This window comes from Pseudomonas sp. X4, from assembly GCF_040784925.1.
Taxonomy (GTDB): domain Bacteria; phylum Pseudomonadota; class Gammaproteobacteria; order Pseudomonadales; family Pseudomonadaceae; genus Aquipseudomonas; species Aquipseudomonas putida_Z.
Genome location: NZ_CP160798.1, coordinates 1165115 through 1180015, shown reverse-complemented (window position 1 = coordinate 1180015; position 14901 = coordinate 1165115). Strand labels below are relative to the sequence as shown.

Sequence of the window (14901 nt, the reverse complement as noted above, 5' to 3'; positions counted from 1 at the left end):
GTTGTCGCTAGCCCATCATCCCTTTCCGAATGCCGAGTAGTCCTTTTCTCTGTAGGAGGCAAATTTGTGGCATCAACTCGCCCGTCAGCCTTGTTCAGTCACCTTCACACTACGACTCCTGTTACGCCAAACCCGATAGGCGCGAATGCCCGCCCGCACCGAGCCGAACAGCAGTTTGTCTTCCATCTCGCGGGCCATCCCCGAGCGCACCAGCATGCGCAGGAAGGTGCCGCGGGCGCGGGCGATGGCGAAGAAGATGCCCTGGGCGGCCAGGGTGTCGCGCACTTCGCGCAGGGCGGCGATGCCGCTGACGTCGATGCTGGTTACCGCTTCGGCATCGAACAGCACGGCCTTGGGCTGGTCCTGGCTCTGCACCGCCTCGAGCAGGCGCATCTTGAAGTAGTCGGCGTTGAAGAACAGGATCGCGTCGTCGAAGCGGTACACCACCAGGCCTGGCACGGTGCGGGCATCCTTGTGTTTGCGGATGTCCACCTGGCCTTCGGTGCCCGGCAGCCAGCCCAGCACCGCGTCGGTGGGCTGATAGATGCTGTACAGCAGGCGCAGGATCGCCAGGGTCACGGCAAACACGATGCCGGGCAGCACACCCAGGCTCAGAACGCCGACCGTGGTCAGCAGGCACAGCCAGAACTCGAAGCGGCTCAGGCGGCGAATGTGCCCCAGCGACTTGATGTCGATAAGCCCCCAGCCGGCCATCAGCAGCACGGCACCCAGCGCGGCCTGCGGGATCCACGCCATCGGCGCGGTGAAGAACAGCAGGATAAGGGCGATGACCAGCGCGGCGATGATGCCCACCAGCTGGCTCTTGCCACCGACCATGTCGTTGACCGCCGTGCGCGAGTCTGCGCCGCTGATGGCAAAACCCTGGGAAACGCCGGCAGCCAGGTTGCTTACGCCCAGGGCGACGAATTCGTGGTTGGCGTTGATCGCGTAGCCGTGCCGGGCGGCAAAGCTGCGTGCGGTAAGCATGGCGCTGCAGAAGCTGACGGTGGCGATACCCAGGGCGTCGCGCAGCAGGCTTTTCATTTCTGCCAGGTTACTGTGTGGCCAGGCCAGCTGCGGGATGCCGGCAGGCACCGGGCCGAGAATGGCGACGCCGAAGCGGTCGAGGCCGAGCAGGCCGACCAGCAGCATGAACAGCGCCACTACCGTTAGCGCCGCAGGCAGGCGGGGGTAGCGCCGTGGCAGCCAGATCAGCAGGCCCAGTGCGGCGAGGCCGATGAGCAGCGTCACCCAGTGGATTTCACCCAGGCGCTGGAAGAAGTTGATCAGGCTGAGGATGAAGCCGTCGCCCTCGATCTTGAACCCCACCACCTTGGACAACTGCCCGGCGATCAGGCTCAGGCCGATACCGTTGAGATAGCCGATCAGGATAGGCCGCGAGAAGAAGCTGGCGATGAACCCGGCCCGGGCCACCCCGGCCGCGATCAGCATTACCCCGACCAGCAAGGTGACGATCACCGACAGTTCGGCAATCCGGTGCGGCTCGCCCATGGCCAACGGCGCCACGGCGCCAGCGATCATCGCGCAGGTGGCGGCGTCAGGGCCGACCATCAACTGGCGCGAGCTGCCGATCAGGGCGTAGACCATCATCGGCAGCACACAGGCGTACAGGCCGTACTGCGGCGGCAGGCCGACGATCTGCGCGTAGGCGATGGCTATGGGAATCTGGATCGCTGCCACCGAGAGGCCGGCCTGCAGGTCGGCGTGGAACCACTCTCGGCGGTAGTGCAGCAGGTTGGCAAGGCCCGGTAGCCAGCGGGAGAGAAACATGCGTCGTCCTTTCGAAATGCTTCACGAATCCATCCACGCATTGAAGCGGATCGGCAGGCAAATGGCCATGGGGCAGATCAAAGGGAGGGGGAGAAACGAAAAAAGGAACCTGGGCTCCTTTTGACAGCGATGACGTTGCGGGAACGTCATGCGGGAATGCGATGTGGAGCGGGTAGAGGGAATCGAACCCTCAACTAAAGCTTGGGAAGCTTTCGTTTTGCCACTAAACTATACCCGCGTTTGCGCAGCACTTTTTACCAGAACCCTCAACGAATTAGAAGCCCAAGTTATAAAAAAGCTTGTCGGCGCCCCCTGGCTTGCGGGTCTCAACCACAGGACGCCGAGCTGCTCAGATGGCCAATGCATGCTGCCCCTGTTTTACAGGCTGGTAACGGTGACGAGGTTCACGCATGGTTGGCTTCAGGAACCCCAGCATGACGCTGCGGGTGTCTTCGCAAGCGGCCTTGTGTTCCATATCCAGGAAGTGGCCTGCGTCGCGGATCACGCTGAAGTGGCTGCGGCCCACGTGCTTGCTGAACTGCCGCGCATCTTCGACCGTGGTGTACTCGTCGCGGTCGCCGTTGATGAACAGCACCGGGATGTCGATATTGCGTGCACCATCCAGCGCCCGCTCCAGGTCATGTTGCAGCACCTCGTTGATGTGGAAGTGCATCTGCGCGTACTCGTGGCTGTCCAGGCTGCTTACGTGGCGGTAGTTGAAGCGCTTGAACAGTGACGGCAGGTGTTTGCCGATGGTGTCGTTGACCAGGTTGCCGACCTGATAGCGGTCGCAGGCGGCCAGGTACTGGCAACCACGGTCCAGGTAGTCGCGCATCGGTTCGTTGATCACCGGTGAGAACGAACTCACTACAGCTTTCTTCACGTGCCGCGGCTGGTGCGCCAGCGCCAGCAGCGTACTTGCGCCACCCCACGAGAACGACATCACGTGGTCTGCCTGGAAGTGCTCGATCAGCTCGAGGAGGATATGTGCTTCGGTCTCCTTGCTGATAAGGCGTTCCTGGCGATTGTGCGGCTTGGATTTGCCCGCGTATGGCTGGTCGAACAGTACTACGTTGAACTGCGGGTGCAGGTTACGTACCGTCTGGGCGAACGAGGCCGTGGTGGCCAGCGAGCCATTGATCAAAATGATCGTATTCTCGGCCGCATCCGCGCGATAGAACTCCGTGTAAACCCGATACTGACCTTGGATATCAAGTACAGCGATTTCTGGCCTCATGTCATCGACTCCTGGCGCAAAAAGGGTATTCGCGTCACCTAGGGTGCACGTTCTTTATGACAGGTAGGCATTTGCCTGAAGAGATACCGGGGGGCCCTGTGTCGATCCTTGGCACTTGCGTCGACGGTATTGTTTTTGGCGGGCAATTTGCCGTGCCCCAAGGCATCGAGGCCCTGGGTGGCCGGCAAAAGGTGTCTTCGACTGCGGGTGTGACTTGGTAGTCACATGCAGACTGACGATTTGGATTCAAGCAGTGGGTCGGGGATCCCGCAAGTGCCGTTCGGGGGAAAATGTGACTTTTGTCGCTGAGCGGTCGTATGACGACCCTGATCTGTCTGTTCCGGCCTCTTCGCGGGCTCGCCCGCTCCCACAGAGGTCACTCCAGCCCGGAGGCCTGTGGTGTACCTGTGGGAGCGGGCGTGCCCGCGAAGAGGCCGGTACAGGCTGACTAGACCGTCGCTATTTCATCCGCCGTCAGCTCACGAAACGCCCCTGGCGCCAACCCCGGGTCCAGCCGGATCGCCCCCATGCTCTCCCGATGCAACCCCACCACCTTGTTGTCGAAATGGCCGAACATGCGCTTCACCTGGTGATAGCGCCCTTCGACGATCGCCAGCCGTGCCTGGCGCGGCCCGAGGATGTCCAGCTGGGCGGGCAGGGTGGTGAGGTCTTCGAAGGCGAAGTAGAAACCCTCCAGGAACTTGGCCACATAGTGCTCGCCAATCTCGTCCTCGGTTTCCACCAGGTAGTGCTTGGGCAGCTTGGTCGTGGGCTGGGTAAGCCGCCGTGACCATTGGCCATCGTTGGTCAGGATCATCAGGCCGGTGGTGTTGAAGTCCAGGCGCCCGGCAATGTGCAGGTCCTCACGCAACGCGGCTGGCAGCAGGTCGAGCACGGTGCGGTGTTGCGGGTCCTGGGTGGCGCTGACGCAGCCAGCGGGCTTGTGCAGCATCAGGTAGCGCGCCGGGCGGCCAGCCTGCAGCAGCTGGTTGTCCAGCTCCACCCGGCTGAATTCACGCACCTCGGCCAGCGGGTCGCTGACCACCTGGCCATCCAACCGCACACGGCGTTGCGCCAGCATCAGGCGGACTTGCTGGCGGTTGTGGCTGGGCAGGTTGGCGAGGAAACGGTCGAGGCGCATTGCAAACGGTCAGTCGGAAGCGGGGGAGCGAAGTTGTTCTTCGACGGCGGCGCAGCGCGGGCACAGGCAGGCTTTGTCGCGTAGCGCGGCGGGCAGGGCCTCGAGCACGGCAGGGTCGATGGTCACGCTGTAACACCAGCAGGCCTGGGTGGCCCGGCGCGGGTCGGCCAGGCTGCACTGGTTGAGGGCGCCACAAGCGGGGCAGTGCTGGTTATCGGGCATGGCTGCCGCTCACTTGTATCAAATTGTTGCAGAAATGGCACTGCACCTTGGCGGCACTGTCTTATTCAATGTCGATGATCGCATTTCGCATCGATGCTCGCCAGCGCCGCTGTTCGGGCACTCCAGCGGTCCAGGAGGCCGCCATGTCCTATCGAATCCTGTTGATCGCCCTGCTGGGGCTGATGACTTCCGCCTGCGTTCCGTACTACGAGAGCGGGGGCTATTACCGATCGGACCACTACTATTCCGACCGTTATGTGTCACCGGATTATTACCGCTATGACCGCTATTACGTAACGCCGCAACAGCGCTATTACTACCAGCCGGCGCCGCGTTACTACTACCGCTCGGCGCCTGCGCCTCACTACCGGTCTCATCCACAGCCGGGGATGAAGCAGTGGCATGGCAACCCGCGCTATGACTATGGCAACCGCCAGCGGTATGACTATGGGCGCGACCGGGACCGTCATGATTATCGCGGTGGCAGCCAGCGCTACCAGAATGACCGTTGGCACTCCAACGGGCGGGGGGATGGTGACCGGCGCGGGGACGGGCGGCGTGGGCATGGGCAAGGAAGGAACTGGCAGCGGTAGATGAATTGAAAATCGGGGGCGCGGTGCGCCCCTTTCGCGACGCTACCCGAGATCCGCCAGCGGATGCCGCCCCTCCCACACCTTGGCAAAATGCGCCTCCACCACCGCCGCCGGCACTTGCGCCACATCGGGCCAGTGCCAGTGCGGCTGGTTGTCCTTGTCCAGCAAGCGCGCACGCACGCCTTCGCTGAATTCCGGGTGGCGGCAGCAGTTCAGGCTCATGCTGTACTCCATCTGAAACACCTGCGCCAACGACAGGTGCCGTGCCCGGCGGATCTGTTCCCACACCAGGTGTGCGGTCAGCGGGCAACCTTCATGCAACCGTTGGCCGGCATCTGCCAGCAGCGGGTCGTCGTGGTGCTTGAGCCCCTCCAGCGCACGCCAGGCGGCGGCTGCGTCGGCTACGTCGAGCAACTGATCGATCACCTGTCGCCGCGGCAGCCACTGGGCCTCGGGCAACTCGGCGCAGGCGCGGTGCTGTTCGGCCTTGAGAAGGCTGTTCAGTTGCAGGGCAGTTTGTTCCTGCCAGTTCAGTTGCAGCAGTTCTTCGATCAGCGCCTCTTGCTGGTACTCACCCAGAAAGCGGTCGGCCAGGCCCAGGTCCAAGGCGTCGTGGGCATTGATCGGCGCGCCTGTCAGGCCGAGGAACAACCCCAGCTTGCCCGGCAGGCGGGCAAGGAACCAGCTGGCGCCCACGTCCGGGTACAGGCCGATGCTGATTTCGGGCATGGCCAGCCGACTGCTGGGGGTGACGATACGTACATTGGCGCCCTGCAGCAGGCCCATGCCGCCGCCCAGCACATGCCCGTGCCCCCAGCACAGCAGCGGCTTGGGATAGGTGTGCAGGGAAAAGTCCAGGCGATATTCGGCGGCGAAGAAGGTGGCGGCCAGCGGGGGTACGCTGCCGGGGTGGTCGCGGCAGGCCTGCACCAGCGCACGCACATCACCGCCGGCGCAGAAGGCCTTTGCACCGTTGCCGCGCAGCAGCACGCAGACGATCCCGGGGTCGCGAGCCCAGGCGTGCAACTGTTCGCCCAATACCTCGATCATCGGCAGGTTCAGGGCATTGAGCGCCTTGGGCGCATCCAGGGTGGCGATGCCGATGCGGGCGCCATCGGCGCCGGTGAGTACCTCGCAATGAATGGTCATGGACTACCTCGCGCAAGTCATCGGACAAGTATGGCTTGCCTGGCCGAACATGCCGGTCGTCGGTCGGATCGTTTGACAAGCGGGAAGGGCTTACCTAGTGTCGCGCCATTGTTTATGGAAGGCCCCATGACTGACGACGATCGCATCAAACTCGAACCCAGCTGGAAGGCCGCCTTGCGCGCCGAATTCGACCAGCCCTACATGCATCAGCTGCGCGAGTTCCTGCGCGGCGAGTACGCCGCCGGCAAAGAGATCTACCCGCCAGGGCCGTTGATCTTCAATGCGCTCAACTCGACGCCGCTGGACCAGGTGAAGGTGGTCATCCTCGGCCAGGACCCGTACCACGGGCCGGGCCAGGCGCATGGCCTGTGCTTCTCGGTGCAGCCGGGCGTGGCCACGCCACCGTCGCTGGTCAACATCTACAAGGAGCTGCAGCGCGACCTGAACATCCCGATTGCCAACCATGGCTACCTGCAGAGCTGGGCCGAGCAGGGCGTGCTGTTGCTCAACACGACCATGACCGTGGAGCGCGCCAATGCCGCGTCGCATGCCAAGAAGGGCTGGGAGTTCTTTACCGACCGGGTCATCCAGGTGGTCAGCGAGCAGTGCCCGAACGTGGTGTTCCTGCTGTGGGGCTCGCATGCGCAAAGCAAGCAGAAGCTGATCGACGGGACCAAGCATCTGGTGCTGAAATCGGTGCATCCATCGCCGTTGTCGGCTTACCGTGGGTTCCTGGGATGCGGGCATTTCAGCCGGGCCAACAGTTTCCTCCAGCAGCGCGGGCTGGCGCCGATCAACTGGGCGTTGCCACCGCTGTGATCACCTGAAAGAACGCGTCGCTTGCTTCGCGGGCTTGCCCGCTCCCACAGGTACTGCACCGCCCTCAAGGCAGGTGCTATCCCTGTGGGAGCGGGCAAGCCCGCGAAGCAGGCGGCGCGATTATTCCGAGTTGGTGTTCCACACCCGGAACAACGGCTCTGCCAGAAACAGCACGAACAACAAGCGCATCACCTGCAGCGCCGTCACCAGCGGCACCGACAGTTGCAGGGTCTCTGCCGTCAGGCTCATCTCGGCAATTCCGCCCGGCATCATCCCCAATGTCAGCGAGCGCAGATCCAGCGCGGTCATGACGCTCAATACCCAAGCGGCGCTGCCGGCAATCGCCATGCACAACGCCGTGGCCACCAGGGTACGCCCCAGGAACGACGGTGCGCGGCGGAAGAACGCGCGGTTGAAGTGGCAGGCCAGGCCACTGCCGATCAACCACTGGCCGATCTGGCTGGCGCCATTGGGCAGGGTTATCTGCAGGTTGCCCGCCAGGCTCACGGTGGCTGCCACCAGCAATGGCCCGAACAGCCACGGGTTGGGCTGGCGCAAGCGCTGCCAGAGCAGGGCGACGGCAACGCCCAGCGGCGCAATCAGCGCCAGCCAGCCCCAGCTCACACTGCCGGTGTGATTCAGCGGTACCCCGTCACCCAGCAGGAACTTGAACAGCGCCGGCACGCACAGTACCACCGCCAGCACGCGCAGGCTCTGCGCCGCCGCTACCTGGCTGAGCACCGCGCCGTTGCGCGCGCCAAGGTTGACCATCTCCCCCGAACCGCCCGGCATGCTGGCAAAGAACGCCGTGGCACGGTCTTCACCGGTGCGCCGCAACAGCCATACGCTGATCACGCTGGACAGGGTGGTGAACAGCGCGCCGAAAAAGATCAGTGCGAAATGGCTGGCCACCTGCTCGATCACCGCCGGGGTGAAGTGCAGGCCGATACCGATGCCGATGATCCACTGCCCGCATTTGCGACCATTGGGGATTTCCGGCAGCTGCCAGGGTGTCAGGCAGCGCACCAGGATGATCGCCAGCAACGAGCCGACCATCCACGGCAAAGGCCAGCCGACCTTGCTGGCGGCAAAACCGCCAGCGAGGCCGACCAGCCCGGTCGCGACAAACAACGGCAACGAGCGATCAGGCATCGGCCATCGCCCGGCGCTGCTGGCTGCGTTTGCGCCAGATGCGCAGCAGCGGCAGGGTCAGCATGCAAATGGTCAGCACCCATACCGACATGCTGATCGGGCTCGACCAGAGGATGCCCAGTTCGCCGTTGGAGATCGACAGCGCCCGGCGCAGGTTCTGCTCCATCAGCCCACCGAGGATGAAGCCGAGCAGGATCGGCGACAGCGGGAAGTCCAGCTTGCGCAGGATATAGCCCATGATGCCGATGCCGACCATCAGGAACAGGTCGAAGGTGGTGGCATGCACGGCGTACACCCCGATCCCCGTGATGATGGCGATCACCGGCACCAGCGCCCAGTTCGGCACGGCGAGGATGCGGGTGAAGATGCGGATCATCGGGATGTTGAGGATCACCAGCATGATGTTGGCGATGAACAGCGAGGCGATCAGGCCCCAGACGATGTCTGGCTGCTGTTCGAACAGCAGTGGGCCCGGGGTGATGTTGTACAAGGTCAGTGCGCCGATCATAACCGCAGTGGTGCCCGAGCCGGGTACGCCCAGGGTCAGCATCGGTACCAGGGCGCCACAGCAGGAGGCGCCGATGGCGGTTTCCGGGGCGGCCAGGCCGCGGGCGTCGCCCTTGCCGAACTTGCCCTTGTCACCTGCCAGGCGTTTTTCGGTCATGTAGGCCACGGCGCTGGCCAGTGTTGCACCGGCGCCAGGCAGCACACCCATGATGAAGCCCAGCAGGCCGCAGCGGATGTTGACCACGAACACCGAGGCCGCTTCCTTGAAGTTGAACAGCATGCGCCCGGTAGCCTTGACTGCCTGGTGGCCATGGTGGGTCTTTTCCAGCAGCAGGAGGATTTCGCTGATGGAGAACAGGCCCAGCACCAGCACCACGAACTGGATGCCGTCGGCCAGATGCACGCTGTCGCCGGTGAAGCGGTACACGCCACTGTTGGCATCGATGCCGACTGCCGACAGGAACAGGCCGATCAGTGCGGCAATGAAGGTTTTCAGCGGCTTGTCGCCGGCCATGCCACCGAGGGCGACGATGGCGAACACCATCAGCACGAAGTACTCCGCCGGGCCGAAGGCGATTGCCCATTTCGCCAGCAGCGGGGCAAACAGCACCATGCCGCAGGTGGCGATCAGCGCACCGATGAACGAACTCCAGGCCGACAGCGACAGCGCTACGCCAGCCAGGCCATTGCGGGCCATAGGGTAGCCGTCGAGGGTGGTCATCACGGTCGAGGCTTCGCCGGGGATGTTCAGCAGGATCGAACTGATGCGCCCACCGTACTCACAGCCCAGGTACACCGCCGCCAGCAGGATCAGCGCCGACTCCGGCGGCAGGCCGAGGGCGAAGGCGATGGGAATCAGCAAGGCCACGCCGTTGATCGGGCCCAGGCCCGGCAGCAGGCCGACCACGGTGCCGATCAGCGTGCCGGAGAGGGCGGTGACCAGGTTGTAGGGGGACAGGGCGACGCCGAAGCCCTGGCCCAGGTAGCTCAAGGTATCCATGTGTCAGTTCTCCAGTACGCTCAGCAGGCCAAGGGGCAGGGGCACGTCCATCACGCGGTCGAACAGCCAGTAGAGGAACAGGCTCATGCCCACCACCACGATGGCGCTGTGCAGCCAGCGGCCGCCGTACAGGCGGGCCATGGGCACACCGACCAGGATGGCGCTGAGGATGAAGCCCAAGGCTTCGAAGGTGCTGGCGAAAACGATCAGCAGGCCGACGCAGGCGGTGATCTTGATCAGGGTTTCGCGGTCCAGTTCCGGTTCGTCGTCCTTGCGCACGATGGGCGTGGGGCGGAACACCAGGTACAGCAGGCCCAGGCAAAGCAGGCCGAGCATCAACAGCGGGTAGGCGCGCGGGCCCACCGGTTCATAGGAAAACGCCGCCTGGTAAGGCCAGGCCATCACGGCCAGGGCGGCGCACACCGCCAGCAGGGCCAGGGCGAAGATGCGTTGCAGGATCATGAAGGAATCCTCGTTGGGATCACTCAAGCGAGATGCAAATCCTGTGGGAGCGGCCTTGCGTCGCGATCGGGCGCGAAGCGGCCGCAAAACCTGCCACTGCGATCTGTCTGAAGCATCGCATCGGCTGAGACAGGGGCCGCTGTGCGGCCCATCGCGACACAAGGCCGCTCCCACAGGGATTGTGGTAACTCCGGCCAGTGTTACTGGATCAGGCCAAACTCCCTGGCCAGTGCCTTGTAGTCAGCCACTTGCTTCTTCACATAGCCGTCCAGCTCTGCGCCGGTCATGGCGAAGGGGAACAGTTCGCGCTGGTCACGCAGCTTGGCGAAGTCTTCCGAGGCCAGCATCTTGTCGAATGACTGTTTCCACCAGGCGTAGTCCTCGTCGCTCACCTTTGGCCCCAGGTAGAAACCGCGTACCACCGGCCAGACGATGTCGTAGCCCTGCTCCTTGGCGGTGGGGATGTCTTTCATCTCGGGCTCGTCCAGGCGGTTTTCCGAGAACACCGCGAGGATGCGCATGTTGCCGCTCTGAATGTGCGGCATGGAGTCGGAGATGTCGGTCGAGCCTACCTGGATATGCCCGCCCAGCAACGCCGTGGCGATTTCGCCGCCGCCTTCCAGGGCCACGTAGCGCAGGTCACGCGGGTTGATGCCGGCGGCCTTGGCGATCAGGGCGGTCTGCATCCAGTCCTGGCTGCCGACGGTACCGCCGGAGCCGATCACCACCTTGCTCGGGTCTTTCTTCAACGCCGCGACCAGGTCGTCGAGGGTCTTGTAGGGCGAGTCGCTTTTCACTGCGATGGCGCCGTAGCTGGTGCCGACTGCGGCCAGCCATTTCACCGCGTTCTCGTCGAAGCGGCCGAATTTGCCCTGGGCCAGGTTCAGCAGCGAGCCGCTGGACCAGGCCACCAGGGTGCCGGCATCGGCCGGGCGCTGGGCGACCACGGCGTTGTAGGCCACCGCGCCGACACCGCCGGGCATGTAGGTGACGCGCATCGGCTTGGTGAGGATCTTTTCCTGCACCAGAGCGCTCTGCACCAGTTTGCAGGTCAGGTCGAAGCCGCCGCCGGGCGAGGCGGGGGCAATGCATTCGGGGCGTTTCGGTTCGGCAGCGAGGGCGTTGCCGGCCAACAGCAGGCAGCCGGTAGCGAGGACGAGGCGGCGCAGTGAAAAGGTCATCGTCTATCTCCGTGAGCGTTGTTGTTATCAAGTTATCGCTATGGGGTTACCACAGCGCCACGCTGTAGCTCACCAGCAGCCGCACCTCGTCCGCGTCGCGGGCGAAGTTGGAGCGGAAGGTGGCGTTGCGCAGGCGCACGGCGACGTTCTTCAACGGGCCGCTTTGTACCACGTACTTCAGTTCGGTGTTGCGCTCCCACTCCTTGCCCTCGCCGCCGGCCGCGCGGCTGACGTTGTCGCCGCTGATGTAGCGAGTCATGAAGGTCAGGCCGGGCACGCCGAGTGCGGCGAAGTTGTAGTCGTAGCGTGCCTGCCAGGAGCGCTCGTCGGCGCCGGCGAAGTCGTTGATCTGGACGAAGTTGACCAGGTACGGGTCGGCACCATCGACGTACGGGAAGGCGCTGTCGCCGGACAGCTGCTGCCAGGCGGCGCTGACCTTGTGCCCGCCCAGGGCGTAGCTGAGCATGCCGTTGACGGTGGTGTTGTCGATGTTGCCGGCCTTGGCGGCGCCAGCGTCGTCACTCACGGCCAGGCGCAGGTCGGCGCCGAAGGTGCCCGGGCCCCATGGCTGGGTGGCGACCATGCCGATGAAGTGCTGGCGGTAGATATCGTCGAGCTGGGCAAAGTGGTAGCTGCCGGTGATGCGATCGGTGAACTGGTAGTCGAGGCCGGCCAGGTCCAGGTTGTCGGCGCTGAACGAGCCACCGAAGCGGCCGTTCTTGTTGTTCAGGGCCAGGTCTTCCCAGTTGGTGTCGTTGCGGTCCTTGGCCTTGTCCAGTCGGCCGCCGGTGAAGGTCAGGCCCTTGACCTCCTTCGAGGTGAGCAGGCCGCCTTCGAAGGTTTGCGGCAGGATGCGCCCATCGTTGGGCTGCAGGGTTGGCAGTTCGGGGATCAGCGTGCCGATCTTCAGTTCGGTCTGCGACACCTTCACCTTGCCGGTCAGGCCGAGCTTGGAGTACTCGTCGGCGGCCTTGCCGTCATCGTGGGTCGGCAGCAGGCCGGTGTCGGTGCGGTCGGGGCTGGAGTCGAGCTTGATGCCGAGCATGCCCAGCGCATCCAGGCCGAAGCCCACGGTGCCATCGGTGTAGCCAGACTCGAAGTTGAGCATGAAGCCCTGGGCCCACTCGTCGCGCTTGGATTGCTGCGCACTGGTGCCGTCGCGGAAGTCGCGGTTGAAGTACATGTTGCGGGTTTCGAAGGTGGCCGTGCTGTCTTCGAAGAAGGCGGCCTGGCTCATCGGGGCGACACCGGCAAGCGCAAGGGCGCTGGCGATGGCGGAGGGGCGTGCGGCAAAGGAACGGGTAGGCGCGAACGCCTGCGGCTGCGATGACAGCATCACTGATGGCTCCGTTTATTGTTCTTATTCGTTGCACCTTGCTGGTGCTTTTTTCGGCGCGAAGGGCGACCGTGGTGCGATGCTAGGTAACCAACCTTTCGCTAACCTTTCAGCGTGAAAGGTTTGTCGACAGGGCTTCACAGGCCTGCCGACAGCGGTACACTCCGCGCCACCGTCCCACCCGAGCAGGGAGAATCCGATGCGTGTGCTGCTGGTCGAAGACCACCTGCAACTGGCCGAAAGCGTGGCCCAGGCCTTGAAAAGCCATGGCCTGACCGTGGATGTGCTGCATGACGGCGTGGCCGCCGACCTGGCCCTGGCCAGCGAGGAATACGCCGTGGCCGTGCTGGATGTCGGCTTGCCGCGCATGGACGGCTTCGAGGTGCTGGCGCGCCTGCGCGGCCGTGGCAAGACCCTGCCGGTGCTGATGCTGACCGCGCGCAGTGACGTCAAGGACCGGGTCCACGGGCTGAACCTGGGCGCCGACGACTACCTGGCCAAGCCGTTCGAGCTGACCGAACTGGAGGCACGGGTCAAGGCCCTGCTGCGGCGCAGCGTGCTCGGTGGCGAGCGCCAGCAAAGCTGCGGGCCGCTGGTGTACGACCTGGACACCCGGCGCTTTGCCCTGGGTGGCGAAAACCTGACCCTGACCTCGCGCGAACAGAGCGTACTGGAAGCGCTGATCGCCCGACCGGGCCGGGTGATGAGCAAGGAGCAACTGGCCGCCCAGGTGTTCGGCCTGGACGAAGAAGCCAGCCCCGACGCCATCGAAATCTACATCCACCGCCTGCGCAAGAAGCTCGACGGCCACCCGGTGGCCATCGTCACCTTCCGTGGCCTGGGCTACCTGCTCGAGCACCGCGATGCGTGACAACGGCAGCCTGCGCGGGCGCTTGCTCGGCAACCTGGCCTTGTTGCTGGTGGTGTTGATGCTGGCGAGTGGCCTGAGCGCTTATTGGAATGGCCGCGAGGCCGCTGACACCGCCTACGACCGGACCCTGCTGGCCTCGGCAAGGACCATTGCCGCAGGCCTGTCCCAGCGTGACGGTTCGCTGAGCGCGGATGTGCCCTACGTGGCCCTGGACACCTTCGCCTACGACAGTGCCGGGCGCATCTACTACCAGGTGCTGGACATCCAGCAGCGGCTGATTTCCGGCTACGAGAACCTGCCAGCGCCGCCGCCGGGCACACCGCGTACCGACGATTACCCGGCGCTGGCGCGGTTCTACAACGCCACCTACCTGGGCCAGGACGTGCGCGTGGTCAGCCTGTTGAAGCCGGTGAGCGAGCCGAACATGAACGGCATGGCGGAGATCCGTGTGGCCGAGACCGAGGAAGCGCGGGTGCGCATGGCCCGTGGCCTGATGGCCGATACCCTGCTGCGCCTGGGGATGCTGGCACTGGGCGCGCTGGTGATGGTGTGGTTTGCCGTGAGTGCCGCGTTGCGGCCGCTGGAGCGCCTGCGCACGGCGGTGGAAGAGCGCCAGCCGGACGACCTACGGGCCTTGCCGGTGGTGCAGGTGCAGCGTGAGCTGGGCCCACTGGTGCGGGCTTTGAACCATTTCACCGAGCGTTTGCGCGGCCAGTTCGAGCGCCAGGCGCAGTTCATCGCCGACGCCGCCCACGAGTTGCGTACGCCACTGGCCGCGCTGAAGGCGCGGGTCGAGCTGGGCTTGCGTTCGGCCGAGCCGCAGGAGTGGCGGCAGACACTGGAGTCCGCGGCCCAAGGCACTGACCGGCTGACCCACCTGGCCAACCAGCTGCTGTCGCTGGCGCGGGTCGAGAACGGTGCGCGGGCGATTGCCGAAGGCGGGGCGCAGCGCCTGGACCTGAGCCAGTTGGCTCGTGAGCTGGGCATGGCCATGGCACCGCTGGCGCACAAGCGCGGGGTGGCGCTGGCCCTGGAGGCCGAGGCGCCGGTGTGGCTGAAGGGGGAGCCGACGCTGCTCAACGAGCTGTTGAGCAACCTGGTGGACAATGCCTTGGCGCATACGCCGGCTGGCGGCAACGTGATCTTGCGGGTGCTGGCGCCGGCGGTGCTTGAGGTGGAGGACGACGGGCCGGGGATTCCCGAGGCTGAGCGTGAGCGGGTATTCGAGCGCTTCTACCGGCGCAGTGCGCAGGGCAGTGGGCTTGGCTTGGCGATTGTCGGCGAGATCTGCCGGGCGCACCTGGCACAGGTGAGCCTGCATGACGGTGCGAAGGGCGGGTTGCGGGTGCGGGTGAGTTTTATCGCGGATTGATGTGTTGCCTGTACCGCCCTTTCGCGGGTGAACCCGCTCCCACAGTGACCGCGCCGCTGCTGAAGGCT

The 14901-nt window shown here is 64.6% G+C and carries 14 protein-coding genes and 1 tRNA gene; 4 read left to right on the top strand and 11 right to left on the bottom strand.

What is annotated here, in order from left to right; translation table 11 throughout:
* Nucleotides 1-84 precede the first annotated feature (84 nt).
* From ABX298_RS05090 to ABX298_RS05070, 5 genes are all read right to left on the bottom strand, one after another.
* On the bottom strand, nt 85-1791 hold the full coding sequence (locus ABX298_RS05090) for a SulP family inorganic anion transporter (RefSeq protein WP_367394149.1): 1707 nt from the start codon (nt 1789-1791) through the stop codon (nt 85-87).
* Between the two features lie 164 nt (nt 1792-1955).
* Nucleotides 1956-2029: transfer RNA gene (locus ABX298_RS05085), tRNA-Gly, on the bottom strand.
* A 111-nt stretch (nt 2030-2140) separates the two neighbouring features.
* Entirely contained in the window at nt 2141-3028 is an 888-nt protein-coding gene (gene phaG, locus ABX298_RS05080) for a (R)-3-hydroxydecanoyl-ACP:CoA transacylase (RefSeq protein WP_274078332.1), read from the bottom strand.
* Nucleotides 3029-3476: 448 nt separating this feature from the next.
* Nucleotides 3477-4169: a pseudouridine synthase gene (locus ABX298_RS05075; protein WP_286918930.1), complete on the bottom strand. Its 693-nt coding sequence runs from the start codon at nt 4167-4169 to the stop codon at nt 3477-3479.
* 9 nt (nt 4170-4178) lie between these two features.
* Nucleotides 4179-4391 (bottom strand): cysteine-rich CWC family protein, encoded by a 213-nt coding sequence (locus tag ABX298_RS05070; RefSeq protein WP_274078334.1) that lies wholly within the window; start codon nt 4389-4391, stop codon nt 4179-4181.
* 143 nt (nt 4392-4534) lie between these two features.
* Here ABX298_RS05070 and ABX298_RS05065 point away from each other — a divergent pair, with 143 nt between their 5' ends.
* Complete coding sequence (locus tag ABX298_RS05065; RefSeq protein ID WP_367394148.1) at nt 4535-4984, top strand: hypothetical protein; 450 nt, start codon at nt 4535-4537, stop codon at nt 4982-4984.
* 42 nt (nt 4985-5026) lie between these two features.
* On the opposite strand, the gene ABX298_RS05060 is transcribed toward ABX298_RS05065, so the two are convergent.
* Complete coding sequence (locus ABX298_RS05060; protein WP_367394147.1) at nt 5027-6133, bottom strand: enoyl-CoA hydratase/isomerase family protein; 1107 nt, start codon at nt 6131-6133, stop codon at nt 5027-5029.
* 126 nt (nt 6134-6259) lie between these two features.
* Between ABX298_RS05060 and ung the strand changes: the two genes are divergently transcribed.
* On the top strand, nt 6260-6952 hold the full coding sequence (gene ung / locus ABX298_RS05055) for a uracil-DNA glycosylase (RefSeq protein ID WP_075046180.1): 693 nt from the start codon (nt 6260-6262) through the stop codon (nt 6950-6952).
* Nucleotides 6953-7072: 120 nt separating this feature from the next.
* Here ung and ABX298_RS05050 read toward each other — a convergent pair whose 3' ends face one another.
* The 5 genes from ABX298_RS05050 to ABX298_RS05030 form a co-directional block, all read right to left on the bottom strand.
* Nucleotides 7073-8104 carry an AbrB family transcriptional regulator gene (locus tag ABX298_RS05050; protein WP_085590287.1) on the bottom strand — a complete coding sequence of 344 codons (1032 nt, stop codon included), beginning with the start codon at nt 8102-8104 and terminating at the stop codon, nt 7073-7075.
* On the bottom strand, nt 8097-9611 hold the full coding sequence (locus tag ABX298_RS05045) for a tripartite tricarboxylate transporter permease (RefSeq protein ID WP_025340437.1): 1515 nt from the start codon (nt 9609-9611) through the stop codon (nt 8097-8099). The genes ABX298_RS05050 and ABX298_RS05045 overlap by 8 nt, the downstream gene beginning before the upstream one ends.
* Before the next feature lie 3 nt (nt 9612-9614).
* Entirely contained in the window at nt 9615-10073 is a 459-nt protein-coding gene (locus tag ABX298_RS05040) for a tripartite tricarboxylate transporter TctB family protein (protein ID WP_085590285.1), read from the bottom strand.
* Between the two features lie 200 nt (nt 10074-10273).
* Nucleotides 10274-11254: a tripartite tricarboxylate transporter substrate binding protein gene (locus ABX298_RS05035; protein ID WP_025340435.1), complete on the bottom strand. Its 981-nt coding sequence runs from the start codon at nt 11252-11254 to the stop codon at nt 10274-10276.
* 46 nt (nt 11255-11300) lie between these two features.
* Nucleotides 11301-12590, bottom strand: coding sequence for an OprD family porin (locus tag ABX298_RS05030; protein WP_025340434.1), 1290 nt, complete (start codon nt 12588-12590; stop codon nt 11301-11303).
* Between the two features lie 199 nt (nt 12591-12789).
* Here ABX298_RS05030 and ABX298_RS05025 point away from each other — a divergent pair, with 199 nt between their 5' ends.
* Both ABX298_RS05025 and ABX298_RS05020 read left to right on the top strand, forming a co-directional pair.
* Complete coding sequence (locus ABX298_RS05025; RefSeq protein WP_075046177.1) at nt 12790-13461, top strand: response regulator; 672 nt, start codon at nt 12790-12792, stop codon at nt 13459-13461.
* Nucleotides 13454-14833 carry a sensor histidine kinase gene (locus ABX298_RS05020; RefSeq protein ID WP_025340432.1) on the top strand — a complete coding sequence of 460 codons (1380 nt, stop codon included), beginning with the start codon at nt 13454-13456 and terminating at the stop codon, nt 14831-14833. The genes ABX298_RS05025 and ABX298_RS05020 overlap by 8 nt, the downstream gene beginning before the upstream one ends.
* Nucleotides 14834-14901 lie beyond the last annotated feature (68 nt).

Excerpts from the sequence above, each read along its gene's own strand:
- ABX298_RS05060 (WP_367394147.1), bottom strand. The coding sequence starts at position 6,133 with ATGACCATTCATTGCGAGGTACTCACCGGCGCCGATGGCGCCCGCATC.
- ABX298_RS05030 (WP_025340434.1), bottom strand. The coding sequence starts at position 12,590 with ATGCTGTCATCGCAGCCGCAGGCGTTCGCGCCTACCCGTTCCTTTGCC.
- ABX298_RS05090 (WP_367394149.1), bottom strand. The coding sequence starts at position 1,791 with ATGTTTCTCTCCCGCTGGCTACCGGGCCTTGCCAACCTGCTGCACTAC.
- ABX298_RS05075 (WP_286918930.1), bottom strand. The coding sequence starts at position 4,169 with ATGCGCCTCGACCGTTTCCTCGCCAACCTGCCCAGCCACAACCGCCAG.
- phaG (WP_274078332.1), bottom strand. The coding sequence starts at position 3,028 with ATGAGGCCAGAAATCGCTGTACTTGATATCCAAGGTCAGTATCGGGTT.
- ABX298_RS05070 (WP_274078334.1), bottom strand. The coding sequence starts at position 4,391 with ATGCCCGATAACCAGCACTGCCCCGCTTGTGGCGCCCTCAACCAGTGC.
- ABX298_RS05045 (WP_025340437.1), bottom strand. The coding sequence starts at position 9,611 with ATGGATACCTTGAGCTACCTGGGCCAGGGCTTCGGCGTCGCCCTGTCC.
- ABX298_RS05020 (WP_025340432.1), top strand. The coding sequence starts at position 13,454 with ATGCGTGACAACGGCAGCCTGCGCGGGCGCTTGCTCGGCAACCTGGCC.
- ABX298_RS05035 (WP_025340435.1), bottom strand. The coding sequence starts at position 11,254 with ATGACCTTTTCACTGCGCCGCCTCGTCCTCGCTACCGGCTGCCTGCTG.
- ung (WP_075046180.1), top strand. The coding sequence starts at position 6,260 with ATGACTGACGACGATCGCATCAAACTCGAACCCAGCTGGAAGGCCGCC.
- ABX298_RS05025 (WP_075046177.1), top strand. The coding sequence starts at position 12,790 with ATGCGTGTGCTGCTGGTCGAAGACCACCTGCAACTGGCCGAAAGCGTG.
- ABX298_RS05065 (WP_367394148.1), top strand. The coding sequence starts at position 4,535 with ATGTCCTATCGAATCCTGTTGATCGCCCTGCTGGGGCTGATGACTTCC.
- ABX298_RS05050 (WP_085590287.1), bottom strand. The coding sequence starts at position 8,104 with ATGCCTGATCGCTCGTTGCCGTTGTTTGTCGCGACCGGGCTGGTCGGC.
- ABX298_RS05040 (WP_085590285.1), bottom strand. The coding sequence starts at position 10,073 with ATGATCCTGCAACGCATCTTCGCCCTGGCCCTGCTGGCGGTGTGCGCC.